General features: G+C 44.5%; 21 protein-coding genes. 11 read left to right on the top strand and 10 right to left on the bottom strand.

Going from position 1 to position 26,730, the window contains the following annotated elements; genetic code table 11:
- Nucleotides 1-60: 60 nt before the first annotated feature.
- Nucleotides 61-633: an elongation factor P gene (efp, locus tag ABYU67_RS00195; RefSeq protein WP_372842930.1), complete on the bottom strand. Its 573-nt coding sequence runs from the start codon at nt 631-633 to the stop codon at nt 61-63.
- 206 nt (nt 634-839) lie between these two features.
- Here efp and epmB point away from each other — a divergent pair, with 206 nt between their 5' ends.
- The 8 genes from epmB to ABYU67_RS00235 all read left to right on the top strand — a co-directional run bounded on the left by epmB (nt 840) and on the right by ABYU67_RS00235 (nt 11,669).
- Nucleotides 840-1,847: an EF-P beta-lysylation protein EpmB gene (epmB, locus tag ABYU67_RS00200; protein ID WP_372842931.1), complete on the top strand. Its 1,008-nt coding sequence runs from the start codon at nt 840-842 to the stop codon at nt 1,845-1,847.
- A gap of 174 nt (nt 1,848-2,021) precedes the next feature.
- A complete protein-coding gene (locus tag ABYU67_RS00205; protein WP_372842932.1) occupies nt 2,022-3,785 on the top strand; it encodes a hypothetical protein in 1,764 nt (587 codons plus the stop codon).
- A 243-nt stretch (nt 3,786-4,028) separates the two neighbouring features.
- Nucleotides 4,029-6,122 (top strand): EAL domain-containing protein, encoded by a 2,094-nt coding sequence (locus tag ABYU67_RS00210; protein WP_372842933.1) that lies wholly within the window; start codon nt 4,029-4,031, stop codon nt 6,120-6,122.
- 162 nt (nt 6,123-6,284) lie between these two features.
- Nucleotides 6,285-6,740 (top strand): cytochrome c family protein, encoded by a 456-nt coding sequence (locus ABYU67_RS00215; protein WP_372842934.1) that lies wholly within the window; start codon nt 6,285-6,287, stop codon nt 6,738-6,740.
- Between the two features lie 64 nt (nt 6,741-6,804).
- Nucleotides 6,805-7,812 carry an AAA family ATPase gene (locus ABYU67_RS00220; RefSeq protein ID WP_372842935.1) on the top strand — a complete coding sequence of 336 codons (1,008 nt, stop codon included), beginning with the start codon at nt 6,805-6,807 and terminating at the stop codon, nt 7,810-7,812.
- Nucleotides 7,813-7,902: 90 nt separating this feature from the next.
- Nucleotides 7,903-8,976, top strand: a complete 1,074-nt coding sequence (locus tag ABYU67_RS00225) for a DUF58 domain-containing protein (RefSeq protein WP_372842936.1) — start codon at nt 7,903-7,905, stop codon at nt 8,974-8,976.
- A 5-nt stretch (nt 8,977-8,981) separates the two neighbouring features.
- Complete coding sequence (locus tag ABYU67_RS00230; RefSeq protein ID WP_372843115.1) at nt 8,982-11,315, top strand: transglutaminaseTgpA domain-containing protein; 2,334 nt, start codon at nt 8,982-8,984, stop codon at nt 11,313-11,315.
- Between the two features lie 66 nt (nt 11,316-11,381).
- Complete coding sequence (locus tag ABYU67_RS00235) at nt 11,382-11,669, top strand: DUF4031 domain-containing protein (protein ID WP_372842937.1); 288 nt, start codon at nt 11,382-11,384, stop codon at nt 11,667-11,669.
- Between the two features lie 84 nt (nt 11,670-11,753).
- Here ABYU67_RS00235 and ABYU67_RS00240 read toward each other — a convergent pair whose 3' ends face one another.
- Nucleotides 11,754-12,272: a DUF302 domain-containing protein gene (locus ABYU67_RS00240; RefSeq protein ID WP_372842938.1), complete on the bottom strand. Its 519-nt coding sequence runs from the start codon at nt 12,270-12,272 to the stop codon at nt 11,754-11,756.
- A gap of 152 nt (nt 12,273-12,424) precedes the next feature.
- A complete protein-coding gene (locus ABYU67_RS00245; RefSeq protein WP_372842939.1) occupies nt 12,425-13,315 on the bottom strand; it encodes a LysR family transcriptional regulator in 891 nt (296 codons plus the stop codon).
- A 194-nt stretch (nt 13,316-13,509) separates the two neighbouring features.
- Between ABYU67_RS00245 and ABYU67_RS00250 the strand changes: the two genes are divergently transcribed.
- On the top strand, nt 13,510-14,634 hold the full coding sequence (locus tag ABYU67_RS00250; protein WP_372842940.1) for an S-(hydroxymethyl)glutathione dehydrogenase/class III alcohol dehydrogenase: 1,125 nt from the start codon (nt 13,510-13,512) through the stop codon (nt 14,632-14,634).
- Between the two features lie 117 nt (nt 14,635-14,751).
- Here ABYU67_RS00250 and ABYU67_RS00255 read toward each other — a convergent pair whose 3' ends face one another.
- Both ABYU67_RS00255 and ABYU67_RS00260 read right to left on the bottom strand, forming a co-directional pair.
- The gene (locus ABYU67_RS00255; RefSeq protein ID WP_372842941.1) at nt 14,752-15,000 is read right to left on the bottom strand and encodes a DUF2164 domain-containing protein; all 249 of its coding nucleotides are present in this window, start codon (nt 14,998-15,000) and stop codon (nt 14,752-14,754) included.
- 11 nt (nt 15,001-15,011) lie between these two features.
- Nucleotides 15,012-15,680 carry a DsbA family protein gene (locus ABYU67_RS00260; RefSeq protein ID WP_372842943.1) on the bottom strand — a complete coding sequence of 223 codons (669 nt, stop codon included), beginning with the start codon at nt 15,678-15,680 and terminating at the stop codon, nt 15,012-15,014.
- Nucleotides 15,681-16,569: 889 nt separating this feature from the next.
- On the opposite strand from ABYU67_RS00260, the gene gdhA reads away from it, so the two are divergent.
- Complete coding sequence (gene gdhA / locus ABYU67_RS00265; RefSeq protein ID WP_372842944.1) at nt 16,570-17,916, top strand: NADP-specific glutamate dehydrogenase; 1,347 nt, start codon at nt 16,570-16,572, stop codon at nt 17,914-17,916.
- A 149-nt stretch (nt 17,917-18,065) separates the two neighbouring features.
- Here the strand turns inward: gdhA and hutI are convergent, their stop codons facing one another.
- From hutI to hutU, 5 genes are all read right to left on the bottom strand, one after another.
- Entirely contained in the window at nt 18,066-19,343 is a 1,278-nt protein-coding gene (gene hutI, locus ABYU67_RS00270) for an imidazolonepropionase (protein WP_372843116.1), read from the bottom strand.
- Nucleotides 19,344-19,488: 145 nt separating this feature from the next.
- Nucleotides 19,489-20,589, bottom strand: a complete 1,101-nt coding sequence (gene hutG / locus ABYU67_RS00275; protein ID WP_372842945.1) for a formimidoylglutamase — start codon at nt 20,587-20,589, stop codon at nt 19,489-19,491.
- A 69-nt stretch (nt 20,590-20,658) separates the two neighbouring features.
- Nucleotides 20,659-22,221, bottom strand: coding sequence for a histidine ammonia-lyase (gene hutH / locus ABYU67_RS00280; protein WP_372842946.1), 1,563 nt, complete (start codon nt 22,219-22,221; stop codon nt 20,659-20,661).
- A gap of 90 nt (nt 22,222-22,311) precedes the next feature.
- Nucleotides 22,312-23,694 (bottom strand): YjiH family protein, encoded by a 1,383-nt coding sequence (locus tag ABYU67_RS00285; RefSeq protein ID WP_372842947.1) that lies wholly within the window; start codon nt 23,692-23,694, stop codon nt 22,312-22,314.
- A 45-nt stretch (nt 23,695-23,739) separates the two neighbouring features.
- Entirely contained in the window at nt 23,740-25,458 is a 1,719-nt protein-coding gene (gene hutU / locus ABYU67_RS00290) for a urocanate hydratase (protein ID WP_372842948.1), read from the bottom strand.
- Between the two features lie 269 nt (nt 25,459-25,727).
- On the opposite strand from hutU, the gene ABYU67_RS00295 reads away from it, so the two are divergent.
- Nucleotides 25,728-26,510 (top strand): UTRA domain-containing protein, encoded by a 783-nt coding sequence (locus ABYU67_RS00295; protein ID WP_372842949.1) that lies wholly within the window; start codon nt 25,728-25,730, stop codon nt 26,508-26,510.
- Nucleotides 26,511-26,730 lie beyond the last annotated feature (220 nt).

A 26,730-nucleotide genomic window follows, 5' to 3' on the forward strand; every position in this document is an offset into this window, starting at 1 on the left:
TCTTCAAGCGGTTAAGCTTTTTTGTTTTTACAGACAGGCTAGAGCTAACTATTAATAGGCTTAGCTAACACGCGTCTGATAATCACCAGTGCGAGTATCTACCCGTACCACTTCACCTTGCTGCACAAATAATGGCACACGTACCACAGCGCCAGTCTCTAACGTTGCAGGCTTGCCGCCTCCACCTGAGGTGTCACCACGTACGCCTGGATCGGTTTCAGTGATTTGTAGTTCAACAAAGTTAGGCGGTGTTATTGAAAGAGGAGTACCGTTGAATAAAGTGATGGTACATAGCGCATTGCTGTTTTCTTTTAGCCACTTTATTGAATCGCCCATCGCTGTTTTGTCCGCTTGAATCTGCTCAAAGCTCTCAGGATGCATGAAGTGCCAAAATTCACCATCGTTATACAGATAGTTCATTTCAGTGTCCATGACATCAGCCGCTTCTAAGCTATCGCCTGACTTAAAGGTTTGTTCCAATACTTTACCACTACGAAGGTTGCGCAATTTAACGCGGTTAAAAGCCTGTCCTTTACCGGGTTTAACAAACTCGTTTTCAAGAATGGCACAAGGGTTGCCATCTAGCATGACTTTGAGACCAGCTTTAAATTCATTGGTAGAAAAACTTGCCACAGAAGACTCCTAAGGGTTTAGAAAAAGGGATTTAGAAAAAAGGTTTGTAAAAAGGTGGTAAACGTTATCAGCGACAAATAAGCGCCAGATCTACTGTGCCAAAAAGCCTTGGCCATTTTAGTATATAAAGGATAGGACGTATGCTTTGATAGGCGACGCCCTAACAGCGTATAATATCGGCTTTTGGGCACAGGTATTAGGTTGTCATGATAAACCATTTAATCACACAAAAAAACTGGCAAACGCAATTATCCGAAGCCATTACCTCGATTGATGAGCTGCTTGAGATATTAGAGCTACCATCTCTACGCTCAGAGGTCTACGTGCCTAAGCATTTTGAGCTGCGAGTACCGCGTGCCTTTGTGGCAAAAATGGCCATTGGTGATCGTGATGATCCTTTGTTAAAACAGGTATTGCCCAATCAAAAAGAGCAAATAACAGTGGCAGGCTATGTGGCTGACCCATTAGCTGAAAATGCGCATAACCCTGTTAAAGGTGTGCTGCATAAATATCAGTCAAGATTGCTATTAACGATTACCGGTGCTTGCGCGATTCATTGTCGTTACTGCTTTCGTCAGCATTTTGACTATAGTGCCAATATGCCAACTGCCAGCGCAAAACAGGATATCATCGATTATATCAGCGCCCATCCTGAGATTAATGAAGTTATCTTAAGTGGCGGCGATCCATTGAATGTGACCAATAGACGTCTATTTGCTTGGTTAGATACCTTGGAGGCGATTGAGCAACTGACGACCATTCGTATCCATACCCGTCTGCCGATCGTGATTCCAGCAAGGCTTGATGATGCGCTATTGGAGCGTTTGGCACAAAGCCGCTGTCAAATCGTCATGGTGATTCATGGCAATCATGCCAATGAGATTGATGCATTAACCTCAGAGTATTTGCAGCGTGCGCGCGCCGCAGGAGTGACATTATTAAATCAAGCGGTACTTTTAAAGGGTATCAATGACAGCGTTAGTGCGCAAACAGCATTGAGTCAGCGTTTATTTGCGGCAGGTGTATTGCCTTATTATTTGCACGTGTTAGATAAAGTAGCAGGCGCCGCGCATTTTGACAATGATGAGGGGTTTGCCAATGAACTTTACTGGTCGCTATTGGCCAAATTACCGGGCTATCTGGTACCTAAGCTGGTTAGAGAATTGCCAAATAAACCTTTTAAAGTGCCAATCAATGTTTACAAAAATCGATAAATTGTGCACTATGGTGAAATATTTATGTTGGCAAATACAGAACAACAAATAGGGCTAAAAAATTATAAATAAACAAAATATATGGAGGACTGATTAGGTACGATAACAATATTCTTTTTTAAGAATACATCCTGCTATACTCAGGGGTAACTTACGTAATTACTAAGGATGGTAATGGTAAATTTATCAATGTTTCAAGCGTATTTAGCGTCCAAACCCGCTTTGTTAGAGGCTTGCCATAAGTCTAACAGGAGCAATGAGCCGCACTTGCGTCAATGGGCGATATTATTGCCCGCGCAAACAGAGGCTCAGCAGCTTGAGCAGATAGAAAAAGTATTAACAGAATTGCGCTCAACCGCTATGGATGATAGGCAGCGTTTAACATTGATTCAGATTGTGGTTAACGTCGCCAATCAGCTGATTGCTGCACTACGTCAACACTATATTTATGAGACGGGAGCGCTTAATGAGGCTCAGATTGGCTATGTTGCTCAGGTAAAGTCGCTGTATTATTCGTTGATTATGACCTGTGACGGCGTCATACAACGCGAGATCTCTTATTTAAAGGCTAAGTCGCTTAAGCCACCAGCGCCAGCTCGCAGTCTGTGGCAGCGTTATTTTAGCAATGAAAAATCATCTCCTGTTACCTTAGCGATTGCTATTTATCAAACGCTATTGATGTATCAAAAGCTGCTATTTGAAGATGGCTTTTGCTATCAAAAGTCGCCCGAGTATATATGGAGCAACATAAACAAGTGCTATCGCATCGCCTATCAGCAGCAAGCGTCCCATATCGTTCTGAGTGCTTATATCCCAGCACAGCAAGGTGATACGATTCATCACTTATATCGCCAAATATGTCTGCATGAGTTGCTCAATGTGCGGGCGCTGCGTCGACCTCATATTCTATTGCTACAGCGCCTACTGCCCGTATGGAGTGCACATGTGGTTGCGACCATAGAGCCGCGCACCGAAACGCGAGTGTTTGTCAATCTAGAGAGTAAAGAGCCGCCCATTTATTTGACCGCACTGTCTACTATCAACCCTTATGATCCTCATCACACCTGCCTATTTATAGAGCTGAAACCCTTAGTGATATATCTGCAGTCACGTATACAAACCTTGATCAATACTGATCGAAGAGGGGTTGAATATCATCTGCTAAATAGTGTTTTAATGGCGATAAATTATCGCTATATCCAACCGAAGCGCATGCTGCCTATCGATGCTCGTGAACCCAGCAAAAGGCAAACGGTAACGCTCATAGCGGACTTTAATGAAATACACTATCGTATCAGTAATGGCGAAGCTTTTAGCCGTTTAATAGCGTCTAAAAACCTGCCCGAGGATCAGCAGCCGCGTTATGATACCTTACCAAAAAACAAATCTGTTACCCATAAAGTACTAAGGGCAGAGACAGCTGCGGCTGATAATCAGTCGTTACACTTTCGTACTCTACGTTTGCTTCTAGAATCATCTGAGCCAGCTACACTATCTGAGCCATCTAAGTCATGTACGCCAACTGATAAAATTGACGATCGTGCTTCTATTGCACCCCCTTTGCAAATCATGGGCCTGTTTTTATTGTGCCGTGAAGATATGGCTACCGCACCTAAATGGTCCATAGGGGTGGTACGTTGGCTTAATTTAGATAGCAAAAGATATGAGCTTGAATGGCAAGTGCTTGGTCATCAGTTGATTGCCTGTGGCATTGGTCTACAAGATAGACAGAATCGCAGCCAGCATTTCTTGCCAGCGCTTGTCATCGGAGCAGATGAACACCTACAAACGCCTTATAGTCTACTCTTACCAACCTCTCATTTTCAGACAGATGACAAGGTTCTCATGCGTATCAATGATCAGCAGAAATCTTTACGTTTGGGCCGTATTTTGATGGTGACGGATGAGTTTAGCCAATATGCAATGGTGCAGGGTTAATGATGTTAACCTACAGTCAGCCTTGCCCCCTAAAGACTCAGTCACTCGTGTATAGAATACAATGATTGCACCGAAGTATTTAACAATTACCGTGGCAAGATAGGCAGCGGGTGGATAAATTATTGTTTATAATGACAACAAAATCAACGACGCTGTTCTGTAAAATTTCACTGTTTTTTATCTATTTTTTGTCGACCGCTCAGCGTCGATGCATATTATTTTTTAAGATTAAAAAGGCTTCCTATGCGTACTCAGTCTCTCTTGAACTTATTGGTTGTCGATGCTGATCAGCTTTATGCTGAGCGCCTTGTGCATTTACTTGGTTCGTACTATGACAGCGTGAATTTGGGTTTTTTGGACGATAGAGATGAGCTGCTAAAAACATTGCGTCAATCATGGGATGTACTGGTTTTTGGTCAAGCATATGATATGAGTTTTACCGATGTGGTTGCCATCATTCAAGAGCAAAACATTGATTTGCCATCGGTTTGTTTGATAAATAAAGACACGGTAGCCAATGCTAACAATGACGAAGGCTTGCCATCTATCATGAATGGTACGATGGTCAAAGCGCTCCATGCAGAGCAAGAGATGGCAGTCATCATGGCTATTCGCTTATTGCATGAAAACTTGCACAGTCGCCAACAGCTTAAGATGCTACAGTCTGTGCTCTCTGAGGCCGAGCAGCGCGCAAATGTATTGATTAAAAACTCAAAAAGCGCCGTCGCCTACATTGATCAAGGTATTCATATCTTTGCCAATGATCCGTATTTGCAGTTATTTGGTTTTGAGACGATGAACGATATTATCGGTATACCTGTGATTGATCTGATCGCAGGCGGTGACAATGTCAAAGCCGTTAAGCAGTTTTTACGTCAGTTTGACAAAGGCAATCGTAAAGACGTTGAGTTTAATTTTGAGAGCAAACGGACGGATGGCAGTACGTTTGAAGCAAAACTCCAGTTGGCAATAGCGACACTAGATGGTGAGCCGGTTACCCAGATTATCATTCAACAAAACAACAATAATAGTATCGAAGTTGCCAAACGTTTGGCTGAAGCTGAGCGTAAAGACAGCTTAACGGGTATTGATAATCGCCACAGCTTTGAAGAGCAGCTGACGGCGGCATATGAGCAGGCAAGAAAAGGCGCTATGACGGCGGCGCTTTTTTATGTGCAACTTGATAATGTCGGTAAAATTAGAAGCAGTTTGGGTCTACAAGGTATTGATAGTACGGTGAAGCAAGTCGCTAATACCTTAGATGAGCTGATCGTCGATGGGCATGTTAGCCGCTTTAGTGATACAGCATTTACTATTTTGATAGAAAATCAGACGACAGCTATGCTTGAAAAGCTGGCTGAGCAAATGGTTATGAGTATCAGTAAGATGCTTATTGAAGTGGATAAGCGGACAACCAGCACGACGGCAAGTGTTGCTATTGTTAAAATTGAAAAAAATACGCCTGAGCCTAGAGTGCTACTTGAGCGCGCTATGGATGCCATCAACCAAATCATGACTGAGACATCCAATCATGGCGGTCGCTATCATCTATATGATGCAAGTGAACACGCCAATAGTGACGATCATGCGCTGGCTGAGTCTCTGGTAGATGCGATTACCAATAATCGCTTTGAGTTATTGTTCCAGCCCATCTATGACATAAATAATGACCGTAGCGACTTTTTTGAGGTGTTCTTGCGCCTGCCGCTCGCAAATGCTGAGAATACCGTATTGACGCCAGAGCAGTTTATGGCGGTTGCCAAATCTCATCAACTACTAGAAAAAATAGACCGCTGGGTCTTGATTAATGCCTGTAAGAAAATCAATGAAGTGCGTAAAACCCATCCAGAGGCGCGGTTATTGGTACAGCTAACCAGTGCGTCTTTAATTGATAAAAAACTGCCGAGTGTAGCAAGTCAGCTTATTAATGCCATCGGTGGCAAAGCTGGGGCATTGACACTACAGTTCAACGAAAAAGATATCTCAGACTACTTAACGGTCGCGAAATCTCAATTTACCGCCCTCAATGAGGTAAACTGCCAGCTTAGCATCAATAATTTTGGCTCATCTGTAAAATCTGTGGAACTTGCCGATTTTGTTCATCCTAATATGGTACGTTTGGCCCATAATTATGTTGAAGGAATTGATGCCGCTGATAATTTAGAAACGGTCAAGTCAATTATCGTGCGTACCAATGAGGTTGATATTGATGTATTGATGCCTTATATTGAAGACGCTGCAACCATGTCTGTTGCCTGGAGTGTCGGCGCCCGCTACTTACAGGGCAATTACCTAGAAATGCCAAGTAACAGTATCAAAGTTTCTCAGGAAGGTTAAGTCTATTTTTATATGCATAAATCCTATATAAATAAACTCTATATAAGTACTGTGCATTGATGGTCGATAGACATCAATAGCTGTCTATCAAGCTTTGCATTATAGGATGGTTGATGTAGACTCATCGACATCAACATTCTTCAATTAAAGATGTTCCACAATATGTCTATATTTAAAAAATATCAATTAAGCGGTATATTTGCCGCTATTTTATTGCTCAGTGCTTGTGAAAAGACGCCGCCTGATTATCGTGCTCCAGTCACGCTACCGCTTTATACTGAGGGCGATGCTGATAATGGTTCGCTGATATATCAGGACGCTTGCGGTCAGTGCCATCAGCTCAATCCTGGACTCAATAAAAAAGGTCCTCAGCTCATGAATATTTATGGCGCGCCAGCCGCTGAACTTGCAGATTATACTTATAGCGAAGGGCTTAAAACATCAGGTTGGGTATGGGATGCTAAAACACTTGATACCTATATTGCCGATGCTGAAAAAGCCATGCCAGACTCTAAAATGCTATCAGACCCTATGCCCGATGCCAAAGAGCGTGCTGATGTCATTGCCTATTTGTCTACCCTTCGCGCTGCTGCCCCAATCGTTGAAGATGACCAATAATGCTTACCTAATACCTTTTTTTCTCATAAATTAAACCCATAATTGCCTTAACGCAGCCACTACTATGCCTCTTTCAACGACACATCAGCTAATATCAGAAGCGCCTGCTCAAACGCTGCCTAATGCTGCTGATTATCGTGATAACCAGCAACAAATTGCTCAGCTCATGACGCAGTTAAATCAAATCGTGCTAGACAAACCGCAGGCTATTAAGCTTGCGCTGAGTGGTATTTTAGCAGGCGGTCATTTATTGCTACAAGATTTGCCGGGTATGGGCAAGACGACGTTGGCACAAGGCTTAGCGCAGCTGCTCGGTCTGAGCTTTAGCCGTGTGCAGTTTACCAATGACATGCTGCCGGCCGATATTTTGGGCATGAGCATCTATGATCAAAGCAAACAGCAGTTTGAATTTCGTCCCGGTCCTATCTTTACTCAGTTGTTGCTGGCTGATGAAATCAATCGCTCTAGTCCTAAAACGCAAAGTGCGTTGTTAGAGGCGATGGAGGAGCGGCAAGTCACCCAAGATGGGCAGACTTATGCTTTGCCGCAGCCATTTTTTGTCATTGCTACCCAAAACCCATTGCAGCAAGCGGGCGTTTATCCGTTGCCTGAGTCGCAGCTAGATCGGTTTTTATTGTGTTTGTCGCTAGGGTATCCATCACCTGCCGCTGAGCGCGAGCTATTAAAAGGTCAGGATCGCCGCGAGCTATTAAGAAAGTTGCCCGCGGTGCTTGATACGCAGGCTGTCTTATTAGCACAACAAGGTGTTAAACAAGTTCATGTTGCGGATGTGGTCTTGGACTATCTACAGCGGCTGGTTGCCAAGACACGCGCCAGCTCGGAGTACCATGGTTTGTCGCCGCGAGGTGTGCTGTCGCTACAGCGTGCTGCACAGGCTTATGCTTATGTGTCAGGGCATATGGAGGTCACGCCTGAGGATATCCAAGCCGTGTTTGCCGCGGTCACCGATCATCGCCTCGGTCAGCGTTTTGTACCCGCGCATGTGACTGGTTGGCAAGCGATGCAGACCATTGCCCAACGCATTTTGGCAGAAGTGACTGTTATTGTTTGACCATTTTTTTTGCTCATAATAAGCTCACTTCCAAAGCTGCTCGTTTATTAGCGATAAGACTATTAATTTTAAGGTCAGAATAGGGTAGTCATGAGCCTTTTGCCAAAAGCCTTTACCGTGCCAGCTAGTTTCGCATTACGCCGTTGGTTTGCTGCTCGTGCGCCAAAAAGCGATAGCGCCATGCTCAATTTGCGTAATGTCTATATCTTTTTTAGCCGCGAAGGGATGCTATATGCGGTGTTATTAATCATCACCTTTATTGCTGGTATCAACTATGGCAATAACTTGGTGTTGGGTCTGTGTTTTTATCTGGTCAGCGTTTGGCTTATCAGCTTTCATGTGACCTTTGCCCATATTTCAGGTCTTAAAGTAGAATTAATAGAAGTGACCATGGCAGAAGCAGGTGCGCCTGTCTGGGTGACCTTGCAACTGATTAGTGAAAGCCGTCAACCAAGACGGCAGCTATTATTTAGCTTTGAGCAGACTGATGGCAAAGCTAATAGCAAGCTTAATAGTAAGACAGATAAAAAAGCCAATAAGAAAATCAAAAATAGCGCTAGTACTCAAGAGTCGATATTGGTGACACGACTGCAAGGCGAGCAAGTGATTCGTTTGCCTGTACAAACGCACAGTCGTGGGCAGCTGACATTACCAAGGTTAATTATCAAAACCGTTTATCCTTTGGGTATTATGCGCGCATGGTCTTATGTCTATTTTGCCCGTAGCGCTTGGGTGTATCCAAAACCTGAAGTCTTTGATTGGCAGGCGCAGTATGCTGTTGCCAGTCAGGAGGAATTGCCAACTGGTGGACAGACTAGGCAAGGTCAGGACGATTTTGAGCGGCTAGATAACTATATCGAAGGTGAGTCGCTAGCAAGGGTTTCTTGGGGTCACGTGGCGCGCGGTCAGGGGCTGTTTACCAAGCATTTTTCTGACCCTGTCGGTCATGAGCAAACGTTGGATTATGCTGATATGCCAGCGGCGCATCATGAACAAAAACTCGCACAACTGGCTTATGGCGTGGTGACATTAGGTGAGTTGGGTGTGCCATTTAACCTGCGTTTAGCTGACGACATGCCCTTCAATGAGCCTTCTGCTGCAACAATGGGAGACGGTAACGGCTTTGCTCAAACGTGCTTGCTAAGGTTGGCAAAAGCGCCATGACTCATATGAACAATGCTAAAAGGTTTTTTTCAAAAAAAGCAATCGATGTCTCTATTGGCTCTAACAAATCAGACTTTATAGACTCTGCAAGCTTTGAGCAATTAGCTTTGGGTCAAAATATTAATGCTCATACCTATGCTCATGCTATGCAGGGTAGCAATGCTAAATGGACTCACAAGCTACTCGCCTTACCAGCCTATTATTGGGTATTAATTGCTCAAGTTATCATTATCTTACCGCATGCAGCGCACTTGCCGTTATGGCTAATGGGTTTTGCGGTGGTCAGTATCATTGCTCAGCTGCCACGTGTGAAAGCACGATTTAAAAAATTAGCGCATCTAAAACGCGTCTATCAAAGCATGCAAATGCTCGGCTTCTTATTGGGGCTGGCAGGTCTGTGGCTGACGTATAATACCGCTTTCGGCCTCGATATGGGCGTGGCGTTTTTAGTGCTATGTCTCATCAGTAAGTTGTGGGAGTTGTATAAGCGCCGTGATGCTTATGTGGTATTGAATCTTTCACTGTTTGTCCTTGCCGCGCTGTTTTTAATGGATCAAGGTCTTGTGACGACGTTAGAAGTAATTGTCGGGGCGGTCATTGTGTTGTTGGCATTTATTGCTTTAAATGACGATGGCAATACTAACGGCGATGGTCGCTTGCGTACTTTAGGTGTATTAGGTCTTGGGACGTTGCCGTTATTGGTCGTGTTGTTTTTGTTCTTTCCGCGACTGCCACCACTATGGTCAGTACAGCTCTCAGGTCAGCAAGCGACCACGGGTGTCTCTGATAGCATGTCGCCCGGTGATTTTGCCAATTTAGGACAATCGACTGAGCTTGCGTTTCGGGTAGAGTTTGCAGATAAGCGCCCGCCACAACAGCAGCTCTATTGGCGCGGTTTGGTCTTTAGCGACTTTGATGGAGTCACTTGGCGTCCTAGCCCTCAGCAACAAGAGTGGCGACCAGCACTGCAAACACCTGCTTGGATTGAAAATGCCTTTGCAACTGTCCCTGATGAAGTAAAGGTTGCGCCTACCAGCTATGAGATTATCCTAGAGCCAACGCAGCAAAACTGGCTGTTTGGACTTGATTATCCTTTTGCTCATCGCCAAGATATCAGTATCACATCAGACTTTACCTTATTAAAAGACCAGCCGGTTACCCAGCAGCTGCGCTACGAGGTATTGCAGTTTGCAGCGATGCGTATTGACCCTGTTCTCTCTGATGAGCTGCGACGTCTAAATCTTGCCCTACCAGCTGACGGCAATCCGCAAGCACGAGCATTGGCGCAGCAGCTGTTTGTTCAATCAGACTCAGACCCAGTACGCTACATGCAAGCACTTGAGCGCTGGATTAACCAAACGGAATTTCATTATACACTGTCTCCGCCACGACTGAATAATAACCGTATCGATGAGTTTTTATTTGAGACCAAAGCAGGGTTTTGTGAGCACTATTCTTCAAGCTTTACCTTTATGATGCGCGCCGCTGGTATTCCAGCGCGCGTCGTGGCAGGCTATCAAGGTGGCGAGCTGAGCCGCGGTGGTAATGTTTGGGAGGTGCGGCAAAAGGATGCGCACGCTTGGACGGAGGTTTGGCTTGACGGTCAAGGTTGGCTACGTGTCGATCCGACGGCATTTGTTGCGCCTGAGCGTGTCGAACAAGGGATGGATGCGCTGACGCAGGCACAAGGAGCAGCAATGTTCGGTGATGGCGCTGGGGCACAAATCAGCTATCAGCAGTATCAAATGCTACAAACCTTACGCCGTCTGTCAGACCAAGCGAGCTACTATTGGCAAAAAGACGTCGTTGGTTACGATCAGGACAAGCAAGCCGACTCGCTGCTTAAATGGTTTAATATCCGCTCAGTGATGCAGCAAATTATTTGGCTAGCGGCGAGTGCTATTACCGTCATGGTGATTTTGGTCTTTGTCATTTGGCAACGTCGCCGTAAGCGTTGGCATCCAGTAGACCTGCCGCTTGCACAGTTATCAAAACGTATTGGTAAAAGTGATAAGGCGCTTGCTCGTCAAGAGAGCGAAGGGCAGCTTGCTTGGCTTGAGCGCTTGGCAATAGCGGTTGATGAGCGAGAAAATGATTCAAATACTGATATCGATGCTGATATCAACGCCGATACCAATGCTAAAAGTAGTAATAAGAGCAGTAAAGTGAGTAAGCCAATAGATAGTGGTCATGCAGAGATTGTCCAAGAAAAAATCATGCAGATGAGGCAGGACTATCGTCAGCTGCGTTATGGACGTCTAAGCAGCCTTGAAACCAATGATAGCGAATACCAAACCCTACTGAAACAGCTTAAGAAAGATGCACGTGAATTGTTCTAATGGCTGTTTTGTGAAAGCGTTGTTTAGCACATGATAAAATATAATGATGATAAAGGAGGCGACTCTATGGCGATATATGTGGATTTTATGCAGATAGAATTTAAAGGCTATAAGTGGTGCCATATGCTGGCAGATAGCCTGCAAGAGTTGCATGACTTTGCTGCGCTGATTGAAGTAGATTCGCGTTTATTCCACCGTCATGCCAGTTATCCGCACTATGATGTGACGGTGCAAATGCGCGAAACGGCGATTGAATATGGGGCTATTCCTGCCAATCGAAAAAAGATTATCGAATGTGCGAAGAAGTTAAAAGTAGAGTTACAGGAGCAAATCGCACAGTCTGAGGATTGCTAATAAGTGAATCTTTTAGAGATACAGAAAAGGTGGGTTATGCTTTTGCATCCCACCTTTTTATTTGTTTAGACTTTCATTTATAGATTACTTTGCAATAGCTGCTTTACTAACGGCATCAAGGGCTTTTGCAATATTCATGAGCTGGGTATCACAACCCTTTATATTATGGCGGTCTTTGAGATATTCAGGATTATTGTACGACAACCAGACCTTTTTATCGGCATCTTCACTGATAAGGATTTTTTGCGGCAAGTCGATAGCGACGCTTTGCTCACATTGCATCAACGGTGTACCGGCTTTTGGATTACCAAACATAATCACTTGCGTTGGTCTTAATGTTAAATCAACACCTTGGGCGTTCTTCTGATGATCGACACGCGCAAATACTTTCATACCTTTGCTTTCGATAATCGCCGCCAGCTTATCGGCGGTATCTTGCACGGAATGATGACTTTGCATCGTTACCAAACCCTTTTCAGCATTGATAGCAGTCATCGTTTTTGGCGTTGATGTTGCTTTGTCCGTCGCGTTTAAAATACTTTCAACACTGGCGCAAGAGGATATGGCTAAAGCTAGCGCCGCAATAGAGATAGTTTTAAGCATAAAAGTCCTTTTTTATGGTGGTTGTTTATTCAGTGAGTGATGGTTGGCAATATCGACTATTCATTGTGAGCCATAACATTACGCTTCATAGCATTGTGTGTAATAAACCGTACATAGTAAAGCCTGCCATTGCAACATATCTTAAAGGACTACTAAAACAAACGCGCTGCTAGATAATCGACGAGCAACCGAATCTTTGGCGATAAATGACGATTATGCGGATAAATCGCCCAGATACTTTCCTCAGGCTCTCGATAGTTATCCAATACGCTGACCAGCTCGCCTGATGCTAGGTGTTTTTGCACATAATAATCAGGTAGCTGCACGATACCCAATCCTTTTAACGCCGCATCCACTAAGCTATGTCCGCTGTTGTATTGCACGCTGCCAGAAACGCGTAGATTTGTTTCTTTATCCACATCATTATTTGTGTCTTTATCACTTTCTATAAAGTGCCAATAATCACGCGTACCAAGTAAGCAGTTATGTTTATGCAAGTCAGACAGCGTGTGCGGCGTGCCGTACCTTTTAAGATAAGTGGGCGCGGCACAGACAAAGTTTGTACGGCGGCTGAGTTTTTTTGCCATCATCGTCGAATCGCTTAATTTTCCGATACGAATCGCCAAGTCGTAGCCGCCATCTATGAGGTCAATTTTTTGATTGCTTAAAAAAGCGGTCACTTCGATATCGCGATATTGCACCATAAAATCATTAACCAGTGGCAATAATTGCTGCTCGCCATAAGTGACAGGGGCAGTCAGTTTAATCCTACCTTGCGGCTTTGACTGTAAGTTGCTCACCGCTTGCTCAGCCGCATCCAAGCCATCGAGCACACCGCGGCAATGCTGATAAAACACCCGACCTTCCTCTGTCAGCGATACTTTACGCGTCGTACGATAGAGCAATTTAATATTCAGTCGTTTCTCTAACGCGCTTATCTGCCGACTGACCTGCGCGGTCGAGACGCCCAGTTCTTTTGCCGCCCGCGTAAAGCTCTCATGCTCTGCTACATAGACGAACTCGCTAATACCATCCCAGCGCATGATTATTACCACTGTGTAAAAGATATTTGCAAATATAGCATATTGTTATCACAGCAGAAACAACTATAATGGACAGTATAAAATTAATGCTTTGCAGACTGATATAACGAGCGCTTGCCTCTATCAAGCAAGCACTATAAGCTAAATTGGTCTGCGTTTAATCAATGATAAAATTAATTAAAAGAGAGCTTATTATGTCAGATAAATTTATTAAATCTAAAGCCGCCATTGCTTGGGGGCCAAACCAGCCACTATCTATCGAAGAAGTGGATGTCATGCTGCCACGTAAAGGTGAAGTATTGGTAAAAATCGTGGCAAGCGGCGTCTGTCATACTGATGCCTTTACCTTGTCTGGTGAAGACCCAGAAGGCGTGTTCCCTGCGATCTTAGGTCACGAAGGCGGCGGTATCGTTGAGCAAGTCGGCGAAGGCGTGACCAGCGTACAAGTCGGCGATCATGTTATTCCGCTTTATACCGCTGAATGTGGCGAATGTAAAATGTGCCTATCAGGTAAAACCAATCTGTGCTCAGCGGTACGCGAAACCCAAGGTAAAGGCTTGATGCCTGACGGTACCACGCGTTTTTATAAAGATGGTGAGCCAATTTACCATTATATGGGCTGCTCAACCTTTTCTGAATATACCGTCTTGCCAGAGATTTCTTTGGCAAAAGTCAACGTCGAGGCACCACTAGAAGAAGTCTGCTTGCTTGGCTGCGGTGTCACCACTGGTATGGGCGCCGTGATGAATACGGCAAAAGTTGAAGAGGGCGCAACCGTTGCTATCTTTGGTATGGGCGGTATCGGACTATCAGCGGTCATCGGTGCTGCAATGGCAAAGGCCAGTCGCATCATTGCTATTGATATCAATGAAAGCAAGTTTGAATTGGCTAAAAAATTGGGTGCGACTGACTGCATCAATCCAAAAGATTATGACAAGCCTATCCAAGACGTTATCGTTGAATTGACCGATGGCGGCGTTGATTATTCGTTTGAATGTATCGGTAACGTCGATGTCATGCGCTCTGCGCTTGAGTGCTGCCATAAAGGATGGGGCGAATCGGTTATTATTGGTGTTGCTGGCGCAGGTCAAGAAATCTCAACCCGTCCATTCCAGCTCGTAACCGGTCGCGTCTGGCGCGGCTCAGCATTTGGCGGTGTTAAAGGTCGTTCAGAGCTGCCAGGTTACGTTGAGCGCTATTTAGCAGGAGACATTCCATTACAGGATTTCATTACCCACACCATGCCGTTAGAAGATATCAACGAAGCCTTTGATTTGATGCATAAAGGCGAAAGTATTCGTACGGTTATTCATTTTTAAAAATCCGTTATGAATAGTAAGGATTGTAAATTTAGCCTTAGAAAATAACAGTATGCTAAAACAAAAATGCCGCTCCTATTACGTGTATCAAAGGAGCGGCATTTTTCTGTTTATCGTTTAGTCTTTTTTAAAGCTATGCATATCTTCTAACATACCCGTAAATCTATCATATAGCCAAGGCTCCATATCATCGACCACTTGATTATATAAATGTGGCCCTATGGTCTTGATGATAAAATCCAATAAAAACTTCGCTGGCAGATTACCAATATCGACATCAAACTCATCATTCATATAATCTCTTAACTTATCCAAGACAAGGTCTTCTGTCTCATCTGATAGGGTAATCAATTTGTCTTTATTCATATAAAAATACTCTAATCCTGCATAGTCGCCAATTGCTCTAGAATATTGACATAATTGTCCACGCCCTGCGCGCCGCTCACCAAGTGCTGCTCATTAAAAATAATAGCAGGCACGCTTTGAATACCTTGCCGCTGCCAATGCTGCTCTATCTCACGTACGTCATTGGCAAACCGCTGGTCGTCTAAAACCGCCAGTGCTTCTTTGCCATCCAGCCCAATCTCTGCGGCAATATCGGCAAGCACGCTGATATCAGAGAGGTTTCTATTATCGGTAAAGTGGGCGGTAAATAACGCCTGCTTTAACTCATGCATACGCCCTTGCTGCTCAGCCCAATGCAAAAGCTGGTGCAAATTAAAGGTATTGTGCATACGCAATTCATCATTAAAGTTAAACTCAAATCCAACCTCAGCACCTGCCTTGGCTATTCTGGCGCGACTGGCATCTGACTCAGCTTTGCTTGAGCCATATTTCTCCATGATATGCTCGCGCATATTTTGACCATCACTTGGCATATTGGGGTTTAGCTCAAACGGATGCCAATGTATCTCATGAGCAGTATTGGTTTGCTTAAGGGCCTCAGCCAGTTGGCGATAGCCGACGACACACCAAGGACAAACGACGTCTGATACGATATCGATGCGTAGTGGCTGCTCTGATGTTAACTGCTTTGTGTTTTCCATATTTTCCGCCTGATTTACTATTTGTTTTTTATCTAACGAAGTGCTATTTGAAAAATGCCTTAATCGATACTAAGAGAAAGATCAGATAATTACAATGGTGACTAAGTGACAGAGTGAGAAGGTATGGTTAATCGCTATTATGAGTGAGTATATTAATGGCATGTCTTATTCAATGAGGGTGAAAGCCAATTTATTCATAAGTGGCTAGTCGTGATTAGCTAGATTTAGGGTTTTATAGTCCTAATCGTGCATTGTATATAAAAGGTGTGCTATACCTTAAATAGTTTTTATAGGACAGTGAGCTGACTTTCCTTTAAAGTGTTATTGATAAGGTCGTTTGCAACGTCGATCTGCTATTCGTCAGTATTGATGTTTTATAGTGATAATCATGAAAAACTATCAAAAATCATCAAATATGTTATATGAATACTATATAAGCCTATCTAATATCCAAAGCCAAATCTGGTAGTTTTTTTGCCATCACAGTCAGCAGGGCTTCATCAATGAATAAGATCATAATGACACAGCCCTTTATTATCTAAGTTTTTGAGTTAATAACACTTTTTTTGGATGATAAGTTTTTACGGCCCTCTATCTGACAGGTGACAGTTTTCAAAAAACTGTCCATAACTTTTGATGATGGTGATATTTACTAGACTTATACAGCAAAAAAATGATATACAGTTATGAGAAAAAATTGTTTGTGGCGCTTTATGTATGAGGTAAAGGCACAAGCAATTAGATTCTAATCCCATCAGTTTCTATACCACATAGCGTATAGCAGCGACATCAATCCTACATCTGTGTTTACCATCCTATCATTTTCGGGTATGCGATAAAGCGCCGGTGTGAATCAGCACGATGACAATTTCTACCTTAAGGAGCTTATATGAGTATCAGTCAGGCAATCGAAAAAATCGAAGCACGTTATGCCCATCAACCTGAGTTTATTCAGGCAGTAAAAGAAGTTGCAATCACGATTGCTCCGCTATATGACTCTCATCCCGAGTATGATACTTTTAAAGTTTTTGAGCGCTTGGTTGAGCCTGATCGTGTGATGGCGTTTCGCATCAACTGGGAAAATGATAAAGGTGAGGTACAGGTCAATCGCGGCTGGCGTGTCCAGTTTAGTAATGCGTTAGGGCCTTATAAGGGCGGCATTAGATTTCACCCAACCGTTAACCAATCGGTGTTGAAATTCTTAGGTTTTGAGCAAATCTTTAAAAATGCCTTGACCGGTCTGCCAATGGGCGGTGCTAAAGGGGGTTCTGACTTTGATCCAAAGGGTAAATCAGACAATGAGATCCGCCGTTTTTGCTACGCCTTTATGCGTGAGCTGCATCCCTATATCAATAAAGATACAGACGTACCGGCTGGTGATATCGGCGTTAGCGGACGCGAAATCAGCTATATGTTTGCCATGTATAAAAACTTAACCCGCGAATACGGCGGCGTGTTGACCGGTAAAGGCGTGGGTTTTGGTGGCAGTTTGATGCGTACAGAAGCAACGGGCTATGGCGCGGTATACTTCTTAGAAAATATGCTAACGGCTCAAAATGAGCATATCGATGGCAAAATAGTACTGGTGTCAGGTGCGGGCAACGTCTCCCTACATGCTGCTGAAAAAGCGCATATGCTGGGCGGCGTCGTCGTTACTGTCTCTGACTCACAAGGGACTTTGTATGATGAAAAAGGTTTTAATCAAGAAAAGATCAACTGGTTAAAAGCGCAAAAAGCCAAGAGCCAGCCATTAGCAGATTATGTCGCTGTTTATGGCGGTGAATGGCTCGCTGGTCAAAAACCTTGGCACATCAAAGGCGATATCGCGATCCCATCAGCCACGCAAAATGAAGTGAATGAAGACGATGCTAAGCGGATGGTGGAAAACGGTATCAAGTACGTGGTTGAAGGCGCTAACATGCCATTGACGGCAGAAGCGATTGATCATATTCGCTTGCACCGTGTGCACTATGCTCCAGGTAAAGCGGCAAATGCAGGCGGCGTGGCAGTATCAGGTCTTGAGATGTCACAGAACTCAGTACGTCAGTACAAAACCTTTGAGCAGATCGATGCACGTTTAAAAGCCATTATGAAAAATATCCATGACGGCGCTGCTGAAGCTTCAGGAAAATATCATCAAACCGATAAAGGCTATATCGATTATATGACCGGTGCCAATATCGTTGGCTTTAAGCGTGTCGCTGATGCTTTGGTTGCTTATGGTATCTTGAACTAAGAGGTGTTTGCTATTAGCGGCTTATGGGTCTACTGAGCCATAAGTTGTTAATGTCATAAAGTCTTGTTTTATAAATTAAAAAGCCCTAAGCAACGAATGATTGGGGCTTTTTGGATTTTAAAATACTAGGGTAAAAAACGGTGTAAAGGTTAGCGCCATTTACCGTTTATCATAATACCTTCTATAGGATTTAACCCCATCTGATAAGCTAAATCAGCAGGACGGGTGATATCCCAAAGTACCAAATCCGCATCACAGCCAATTTCTACACGCCCTTTATGCGATAAGCCAAGCGCTTGAGCAGCATGAACCGTTGCCCCTGCCAATACTTCTTCAGGGGTCATATAAAATAGCGTACAACCCATATTCATTGCTAACAGTAGCGATGTCAGCGGTGAGGTACCTGGATTACAATCGGTTGAAACTGCCATAGGTACTTGATGGTGACGCAACTCTTTAATCGGTGGCAACTTGGTATCACGTAGCGTATAAAACGCACCCGGTAACAGCACGGCAACGGTGTTGCTGGTTGCCATTTTTTTGATATCGTCTTCTACTAAATGTTCAAGATGATCGCTTGATAATCCTTTATATTCTGCGACCAAAGCGCTAGCGCCTATATTTGATAGTTGTTCAGAATGCAGTTTCACCGGAAGGTCTAATGAGCGTGCGACTTCAAAGACGCGCTTCATTTGCTCAGCAGTAAAAGCGATATTTTCACAAAAGCCATCGACTGCATCGACCAAACCCTCGCCATGCAAGATTGGTAACCACTGGCAAACTTGCTCGATATAGTCATCGGCATTGTCTTTGTACTCAGGCGGTAGCGCATGAGCGGCTAAATAAGTGGTACTAACATGAATATCATGCTTTTCGCCAAGCTGGCGCGCTACCTTCAGCATCTTACGCTCAGTCTCTAGGTCTAAGCCATAGCCGGACTTAATCTCAATACTGGTCACACCTTCTTTAATAAGGGCAAGCAAGCGCTTTTCACTTTGCGCAAATAACGCCTCAAAATTAGCCTCACGAGTAGAACGAACTGTTGAGACAATACCGCCGCCTTGAGCGGCAATATCTTGATAATTAGCACCGTGTAGACGCGCTTCAAACTCATTGCTGCGATTGCCGCCATAGATGATATGAGTATGACAATCGATCAATCCAGGCGTTATCCAATGACCGTCAGCGTCAGTGATTTGTTGACTTTGATAATGGATGAGATAGGCCGTTATTTGAGTATGCGCTCCAATCCATGTAATTTTGCCATCTTTAATACCGATAGCCGCATTTTCTAACTGACCATAAGGGGTACTTTTTGCGGCAGCGCTGTCCCTATTGTCAGCATAAATATCGAAACCATATTGCGCAGAAAACGTCGCAAGATTGGCATTAATAATGACGTGATCAAAAGAAGTCAGGGTATCCATTGCATCTGTAGTATTGATAGAGTCGTCGAGTATTTGTGCGCTAGAGTGGTTCATAATAAGCTCCTGCTTAATACTGATAGTCAGGTGAATATATAAAATTCATCTTTAAAGTTTTATTCATAAGCCTTTATTTATAAGCTTTTATTCATAAAGTCAGTAAATGCTGCTCTACAATGGTCGCTAATAGTCGTGCCGCAACTTTGCAGCTACGTGCATCAATATCAAAGGTCGGATTAATCTCAGCAATGTCAGCCATTTTTACTTTACCTGAGGACAAAATAAGTTTGACCGCGCGCTCAACGAATGCCAAGTCAATACCATAAGCCGCTGGCGCACTGACACCAGGTACGACGCTAGATGGCAAGCAATCCATATCAATGGTTAAATAAATAATATCGACGCTATCGATAAAATCTGTTATTTGAGCCGCAATTTTTTTCCATTTTTTACTGGTGCACTCTTCATCACTGATGATATGCACGCCCAATTGCTCAGCACGATCAAAGAGCGCAGCAGTATTGGAAAAGCGACTGACGCCGATACAGCAATAGTTAAATGACTGACCTTGCTCATCAAGGTGCTCAGCAATTTGTCGAAATGGCGTACCAGACGTTGCGACATCAGACTGACGAATGTCCAGATGCGCATCAAAGTTAATAATGCCAATACGCGGTAGCGCCTTTGTAGCATTGGCAGCATTGGTAATATCTGTCGGCTGTAGCGCTTGCCACAATCCTAAAAAGCTACCATAAGCAATGGCATGACCACCGCCAAGTCCGATGGGTAAGCCGCCTTGTTTAATAATATGGCTTACCTTATCGGCATAATTAACCTGTGCTTGTTCTAGAGTACTCGCAGCAAAATCATCATTATCATGACAGTGAATATCACCTGCATCCCCTAATAAGGTTGGCAATTGATTATGAAAGCGTTGTTGTAATTCAGCGATGACTGGTAGCGCAGCAAATGCCTGACGAATCAAGGGCGGAGCCGCTCTTGCACCCACGCGTCCTTGATTGCGTCTGACACCTTGATCACAAGCGAAACCGACCAGCCCAACGCGCTGGCCGTTTTGCTGACTAGTATTATCAAAGGCATAAGGCTGAGCTATTTGATACCAGTAGCGGGCACGAGCTGTCTCGAACGGCTCTGCACGCCCTGTCCAGCGACTCATATCAGCTACCGTATGGCTCACGGATTTTGTATGGATAATCGTGCTCGCTGCTTTATTTGTCAGAGAGGTCATCGCCAGCTTCCTTGTTTTATTCGCTTTTATACTATTGGCTGGGATCAACCAGTTTTTATCAATCAGCCGTTATTTAGAATCATACCAATTACTACGTAATGACTGCCAATGCTCAGCAAGCGTACCGTCCAATACCAGCTGCTTCGCTGCTTCGATGTCAGGGGCTAGATAACGGTCTTTATCATAAAAGGTTACTTGCTCGCGAAGTTTCTGATGTGCCACTGTCAACAGCTCTGAGGTTTCTAGTCCGCGATGGAAGTCGATACCTTGACTAGCAGCCAATAGCTCAATACCGATAATGGTGGCAGTGTTTTGTGCCATCTCATATAGGCGACGGGCACAATAGGTTGCCATCGACACATGATCTTCTTGGTTAGCAGAAGTTGGAATGCTGTCGACACTACCAGGATGGGCGATAGATTTGTTCTCTGAGGCGAGCGCTGCGGCGGTTACATGAGCAATCATAAAGCCTGAGTTGACCCCAGCATTATCCACTAAGAATGGCGGTAAGCCACCTGATAGGGTAGCATCGATCAGTAAAGCGATACGGCGCTCAGACATAGAGCCAATTTCGGCAATTGCTAAGGCTAAAATATCAGCAGCAAAAGCCACTGGCTCAGCATGGAAGTTACCGCCAGAGATGGCAACGGGACCGTCTTCATTGTTAAAAATAAGAGGGTTGTCAGTGACGGCATTTGATTCAATCAATAGCGTCTTGCCTGCTTGATTGATGATATCAAGGCAAGCGCCCATCACTTGCGGCTGGCAACGCAAGCAGTAAGGATCTTGTACTCTGTCGTCTTGCTCGCCATCATGTGAGGCGCGAATAGCACTGCCTTTGATCAGCTGACGGTGCGCTTTGGCAATTTCGATTTGGCCATGATGACCACGTACTTCATGAATACGCGCATCAAATGGCGCATCTGAGCCTTTAGCGGCATCGATAGACAGTGAGCCGACGATGGTTGCGGTTTCAAGCAAATCACGTGCTAAGAAATAACCACGTAATGCCAGTGCTGTGGATACTTGGGTACCATTAATCAAGGCAAGGCCTTCTTTTGCCGCAAGGGTGATTGGCTCAAGACCATGCTGCGCTAACGCATCAGCGGCTAGGACTTTTTTACCATCAACATAAACATGACCTTCGCCCATCATCGCTAATGTCATATGCGATAAAGGCGCAAGGTCTCCTGAAGCACCTACTGAGCCTTTGGCAGGGATATTTGGGGTGATTTGATTATTAATTAAACCCAGTAAGCTATCGACCACAGCGCGGCGTACGCCAGAGACGCCTTGTGCCAAACTGGTCACCTTCATTACCATAATCAGTCGAACCACGTTCGCTGGTAACGCTTCACCCGTACCCACCGAGTGAGAGACGATAAGGTTACGCTGTAGCAACTCTAACTGGTCATCGCTGATACGGGTTTTTGCCAATAGACCAAAACCGGTATTGATACCATAAGCGCTTTTATCACGGCGGATAATCGTTTGTACATCTTCGTGTGAGGCATCTATCGCCTCATAGGCGCTATCAGGCAGGGTCAATATGACGGGCTGCTCATAGATATCGCGGAGTATTTCAAAGCTAAGTTGACGCGGTTGTAGGGTGAGTTTTTTGATAGCAGTCATGATGGTAGTCCTAATGTTAAATGTTATTAGCTGTATTTATTATATGGTGGGGTAGTGATGTTGTGCTCGTATTAACAGGTGCAATTTATCTTAACTTATCCAGCCAAACGATATTGCCAAATGTCCAAAAGCTGCTGCCAACAAGATACTAAGTGCCACACGCTGGAACCAAACGATGACCATTTTGCCAACAGAGATGGGAATTTCAGTTGCTAGTACACAAGGAATCATGGCAGAAAAAAACAGCACACTGCTAATAGAGATGACGCCTGCGACGTAACGGGTCAACATATCCTCTTCACTGAGCAATAATGCGGGCAAGAACATCTCAGCCAATCCTGCAGACATGCCTTTGGCAGCGACGAGCGGCTCTGGCAAACCGCCCAACCACGTAAAGGGGTAAAGTAGCAGCCCTAGGGCGTCAAATACGGGCGTATACTTGGCCAATAATAAACCAGTGAGTCCAACGGCGATGATAGAGGGCACAATCGCTGCTGCCATGATCAAACCATCACGAAAGTTGCTCCATAGAATGTGTTTAAAATCCGATGCATGGCGTGACGTGGATAAACCCAGCTCATAAGCTGCTTTTAGACGCGCGCCTCTTTTATAGTCTAAATTTGGACGCTCTACTTCATTATCAAATAGACTAATTGGTGGAATGCGGGCAGTGATGGCGGTGACGATAAAGGTAATCACTAGCGTTGACCAAAAAAACAGATTCCAAAATTCCATCAGCCCCAGTGTTTTGGCGACAATGACCATAAATGCGGCAGACACGGTAGAAAAACCTGTGGCAATGATAATAGCTTCACGCGCAGAATACTGCTTTTGTAGATAAACACGATTGGTAATTAATAGCCCAATCGAATAACTGCCCACAAAAGAGGCAACGGCATCAATCGCTGATGCACCAGGCGTTTTCCAGATAGGTTTCATAATCGGCTGCATCAGCACGCCAACCATCTCAAGCAAACCAAAACCTACTAAGAACGCCAGAATCAATGCCCCAAGCGGCACAATCATACCAACAGGTAATGCCAGTTTTTCAAATAAAAACGGCAGCATATCCTTTTCCATCATAAAGGCTGGCGCGTTACCAGTGATATACATCACGGCTAACACTAAGCCAAGCACCTTAAAGACCGTTAGAGTTTTATGCGTGATATTTTTGCGCCATGAGCCATCGATAAATGGTTTACTCACCCCAAATATCATCAGCACAAATAATAAGGTCACAGATAACGTATGTTGCTGATTGACCAGATAAGTGGCACCATGGTCGAACAGAATCGTACTTTTGTCACCAATGGTAAAAGGGACAAAAAACATCACCAAACCTATCGTACTAAATACAATCAGCTGTAGTAGGGCAATAGGTTTTGATAGCAGGGTCTCTGATGCGGTTGTATCCGGCATGGTATTGGCATCTTGCTCAGTTTGCCCAAGGTTTATGGTATCTTGCTTGGTCATATTATCGTCCTTGATAAAATCATGTTGTCTTTTTTTCTATGAAAACTACTTAATCATCGGTAGATTTAGACCATAATCCTGAGCAGTTTTAATCGCCAGCTCATAACCTGCATCGGCATGACGCATCACACCTGAGCCGCAGTCATTGACCAGTACGCGTGACAAGCGTTTGGCCGCGCTATCTGTGCCGTCAGCGACGATGACCATACCTGAGTGCTGCGAGTAGCCCATGCCAACGCCGCCGCCATGATGCAATGATACCCAAGTTGCACCGCCTGCCACGTTGAGCATACCGTTTAATAGTGCCCAATCCGATACCGCATCTGAGCCATCTTTCATACTTTCGGTTTCGCGGTTTGGACTGGCAACAGAACCAGTATCCAAGTGGTCACGACCGATGACGATAGGGCCTTTTAGCTCACCGTTTTTGACCATCTCATTAAAGGCAAGACCTGCTTTATCACGCTCACCAAGTCCTAACCAACAGATACGTGCTGGCAGACCTTGGAACTGAATGCGCTCTTTTGCCATATCAAGCCAGCGATGGATATGGGTGTTTTCAGGGAACAGCTCTTTGATTTTTTGATCGGTTTTGTAGATATCTTCTGGGTCGCCTGATAATGCAACCCAGCGGAATGGCCCTTTACCTTGGCAAAAAAGCGGACGAATATAAGCAGGTACAAAACCTGGGAAATTAAAGGCATCTTTAATCCCTTCATCAAATGCCACCTGACGGATGTTATTACCATAATCGGTCGTTGGGATACCCATTGCCTGCAAGTCTAGCATCGCCTGTACGTGTACGGCACAAGAAGCAGCGGCAGCTTTGGTTAGATCAGCATGTTGCTCTGGATTTTCTTGAGCAGCCTTCCATTCTTCAACTGTCCAGCCACTTGGCAGATAACCATTGATTAAGTCATGGGCTGAGGTTTGGTCAGTGACCAAATCAGGTTTTATCTCGCCTGTATTGGCGCGCTTAACCATCTCAGGCAGGATATCAGCGGCATTACCAAGTAGGGCGATAGAAACCGCTTCACCGGCTGCGGTATGTTGCTTGATGAGCTCATAAGCATGGTCAAGATTGTCAGCTTGCTTATCGACGTAGCCTGTACGCAAACGAAAATCAATACTAGACTGCTGACACTCGATATTTAAAGAAGTTGCGCCCGCAAAGGTTGCTGCGAGTGGCTGCGCGCCACCCATACCGCCAAGACCCGCAGTCAAAATCCAACGCCCTGCCCAGCTACCATCATAATGCTGGCGACCAGCTTCTACAAAAGTCTCATAAGTGCCTTGGACGATGCCTTGCGTACCGATATATATCCAGCTACCAGCGGTCATCTGACCATACATAAATAAGTCTTTACGATCGAGTTCGTTAAAATGCTCCCACGTTGCCCAGCGTGGCACAAGGTTAGAGTTGGCAATCAATACCCGTGGTGCATTTTCATGGGTTTGAAAAACGCCAACTGGTTTGCCAGATTGTACAAGCAGGGTCTCATCGTCTTCTAATTCTTTGAGTGACGCTAAGATTTGATCATAGCTTTCCCAATTGCGGGCGGCGCGACCGATACCACCATAGACGACCAAGCTTTTTGGGTTTTCAGCGACATCAGGGTGCAAGTTATTTTGTAGCATACGATAAGGGGCTTCGGTCAGCCAGCTTTTGCAATGTAGCGTGCTGCCAGTCGGTGCTGCGATATTGCGACTCTCGTCACGGCGAGTATATTTAGGGGTTTTATTCAGTCCATTATCAGTGGTCATGAGCCTATCCTTGTGATATCTGTTGAGACAATATGGCAATCAAAGTGAGCCTTGTACGGCCAGTCTGCTAAATTTATTTATACTGCCGTAAAGTTGTATATACAAATTATCAGGAATGGTTTTTTCATGCAAGTTTTTTTTCTTGATTGCCGCATTATTTTTGTGAATGTTCGGATGAATCGACAGCTGTTATATGGTTTTGCTGAGGTCTAGGAGATTGTCTCGTGTTACTATGGCGCTACTATTATTGTTAAAACTAACGGTTAAACATGGATACGATAAAGGCGATTCCGGCATATCAGCGCATTAAAAATGCGATATTAGACAATATTCATTCGGGTAAATGGCAGGCCGGCAAGGCGATTTCTACCGAAATGGCGTTGGCAGAAGAGTTTGGTGTTTCTCGTATGACGGTCAACCGTGCTTTAAAGGAATTGAGTGAAGAGCGAGTATTGGAGCGCCGCCAAGGGTCGGGGACGTTTGTCGCGCAGCAGCAGTTTAATCATACCTTTGTAGAAGTGCGTAATATCGCGCAAGATTTAAAGTCCGCCAATCGTGACTATCAAGCGCAAGTGGTCAGTAAGCGTGGCATTACTGCCTCTATGCTCAATGATGAGCTGCGCCGTAAATTTGGTCTTGAGAAGGTAGCTAAAACGTCTGGTTTAAAAGACGCTACTGATATTAACGCTAGCGAGGATATCGATAATGAAACCGCTGTTTTATACGAGGTCAAAATTATCCATTTTGCTGATGGTCAGCCGATACAGTTTGAAGAGCGCTGGGTCGATGCCCTAAAGGTTCCTAAGTTTATCGAGCAAGATTTTAGCGTGGTCAATACCAGCGATTATCTCATTGCCAAAAGTCCGCTAGAGCGTGGTAGCTATACCATTCGAGCGCTGGCTGCACCCGATGAGATTGCAGCGCTACTACAAATTGCCCCGCAGTCGCCAACGTTGGTGCTTTGCCGTCAGACCTACTCAGCGGGTCAAGTATTAACCTTTGTCAAAATGTGGCACGCTGGGGAGCGTTATCAGTTTGCAGGTGAGCTATAGTAACCTTACGCATATTCACTCTTTTTGTACGCTTTTTATTGCTAAATTGCGTTAATATATCAATGAGCAGCGGTCTGATTGGCATGTTTAAGAGGGATGTTGTTCATAACCTGCCTCGAATTTTTAAGAAAAAGAGAAAACATGCATTGAAAAATATGCTGCCTATCCTCAAATTGAGCAGTCACAGTCAAATAATACCCAGCAGATATTTATGATGATA

Source organism: Psychrobacter sp., assembly GCF_041554015.1.
GTDB lineage: Bacteria > Pseudomonadota > Gammaproteobacteria > Pseudomonadales > Moraxellaceae > Psychrobacter.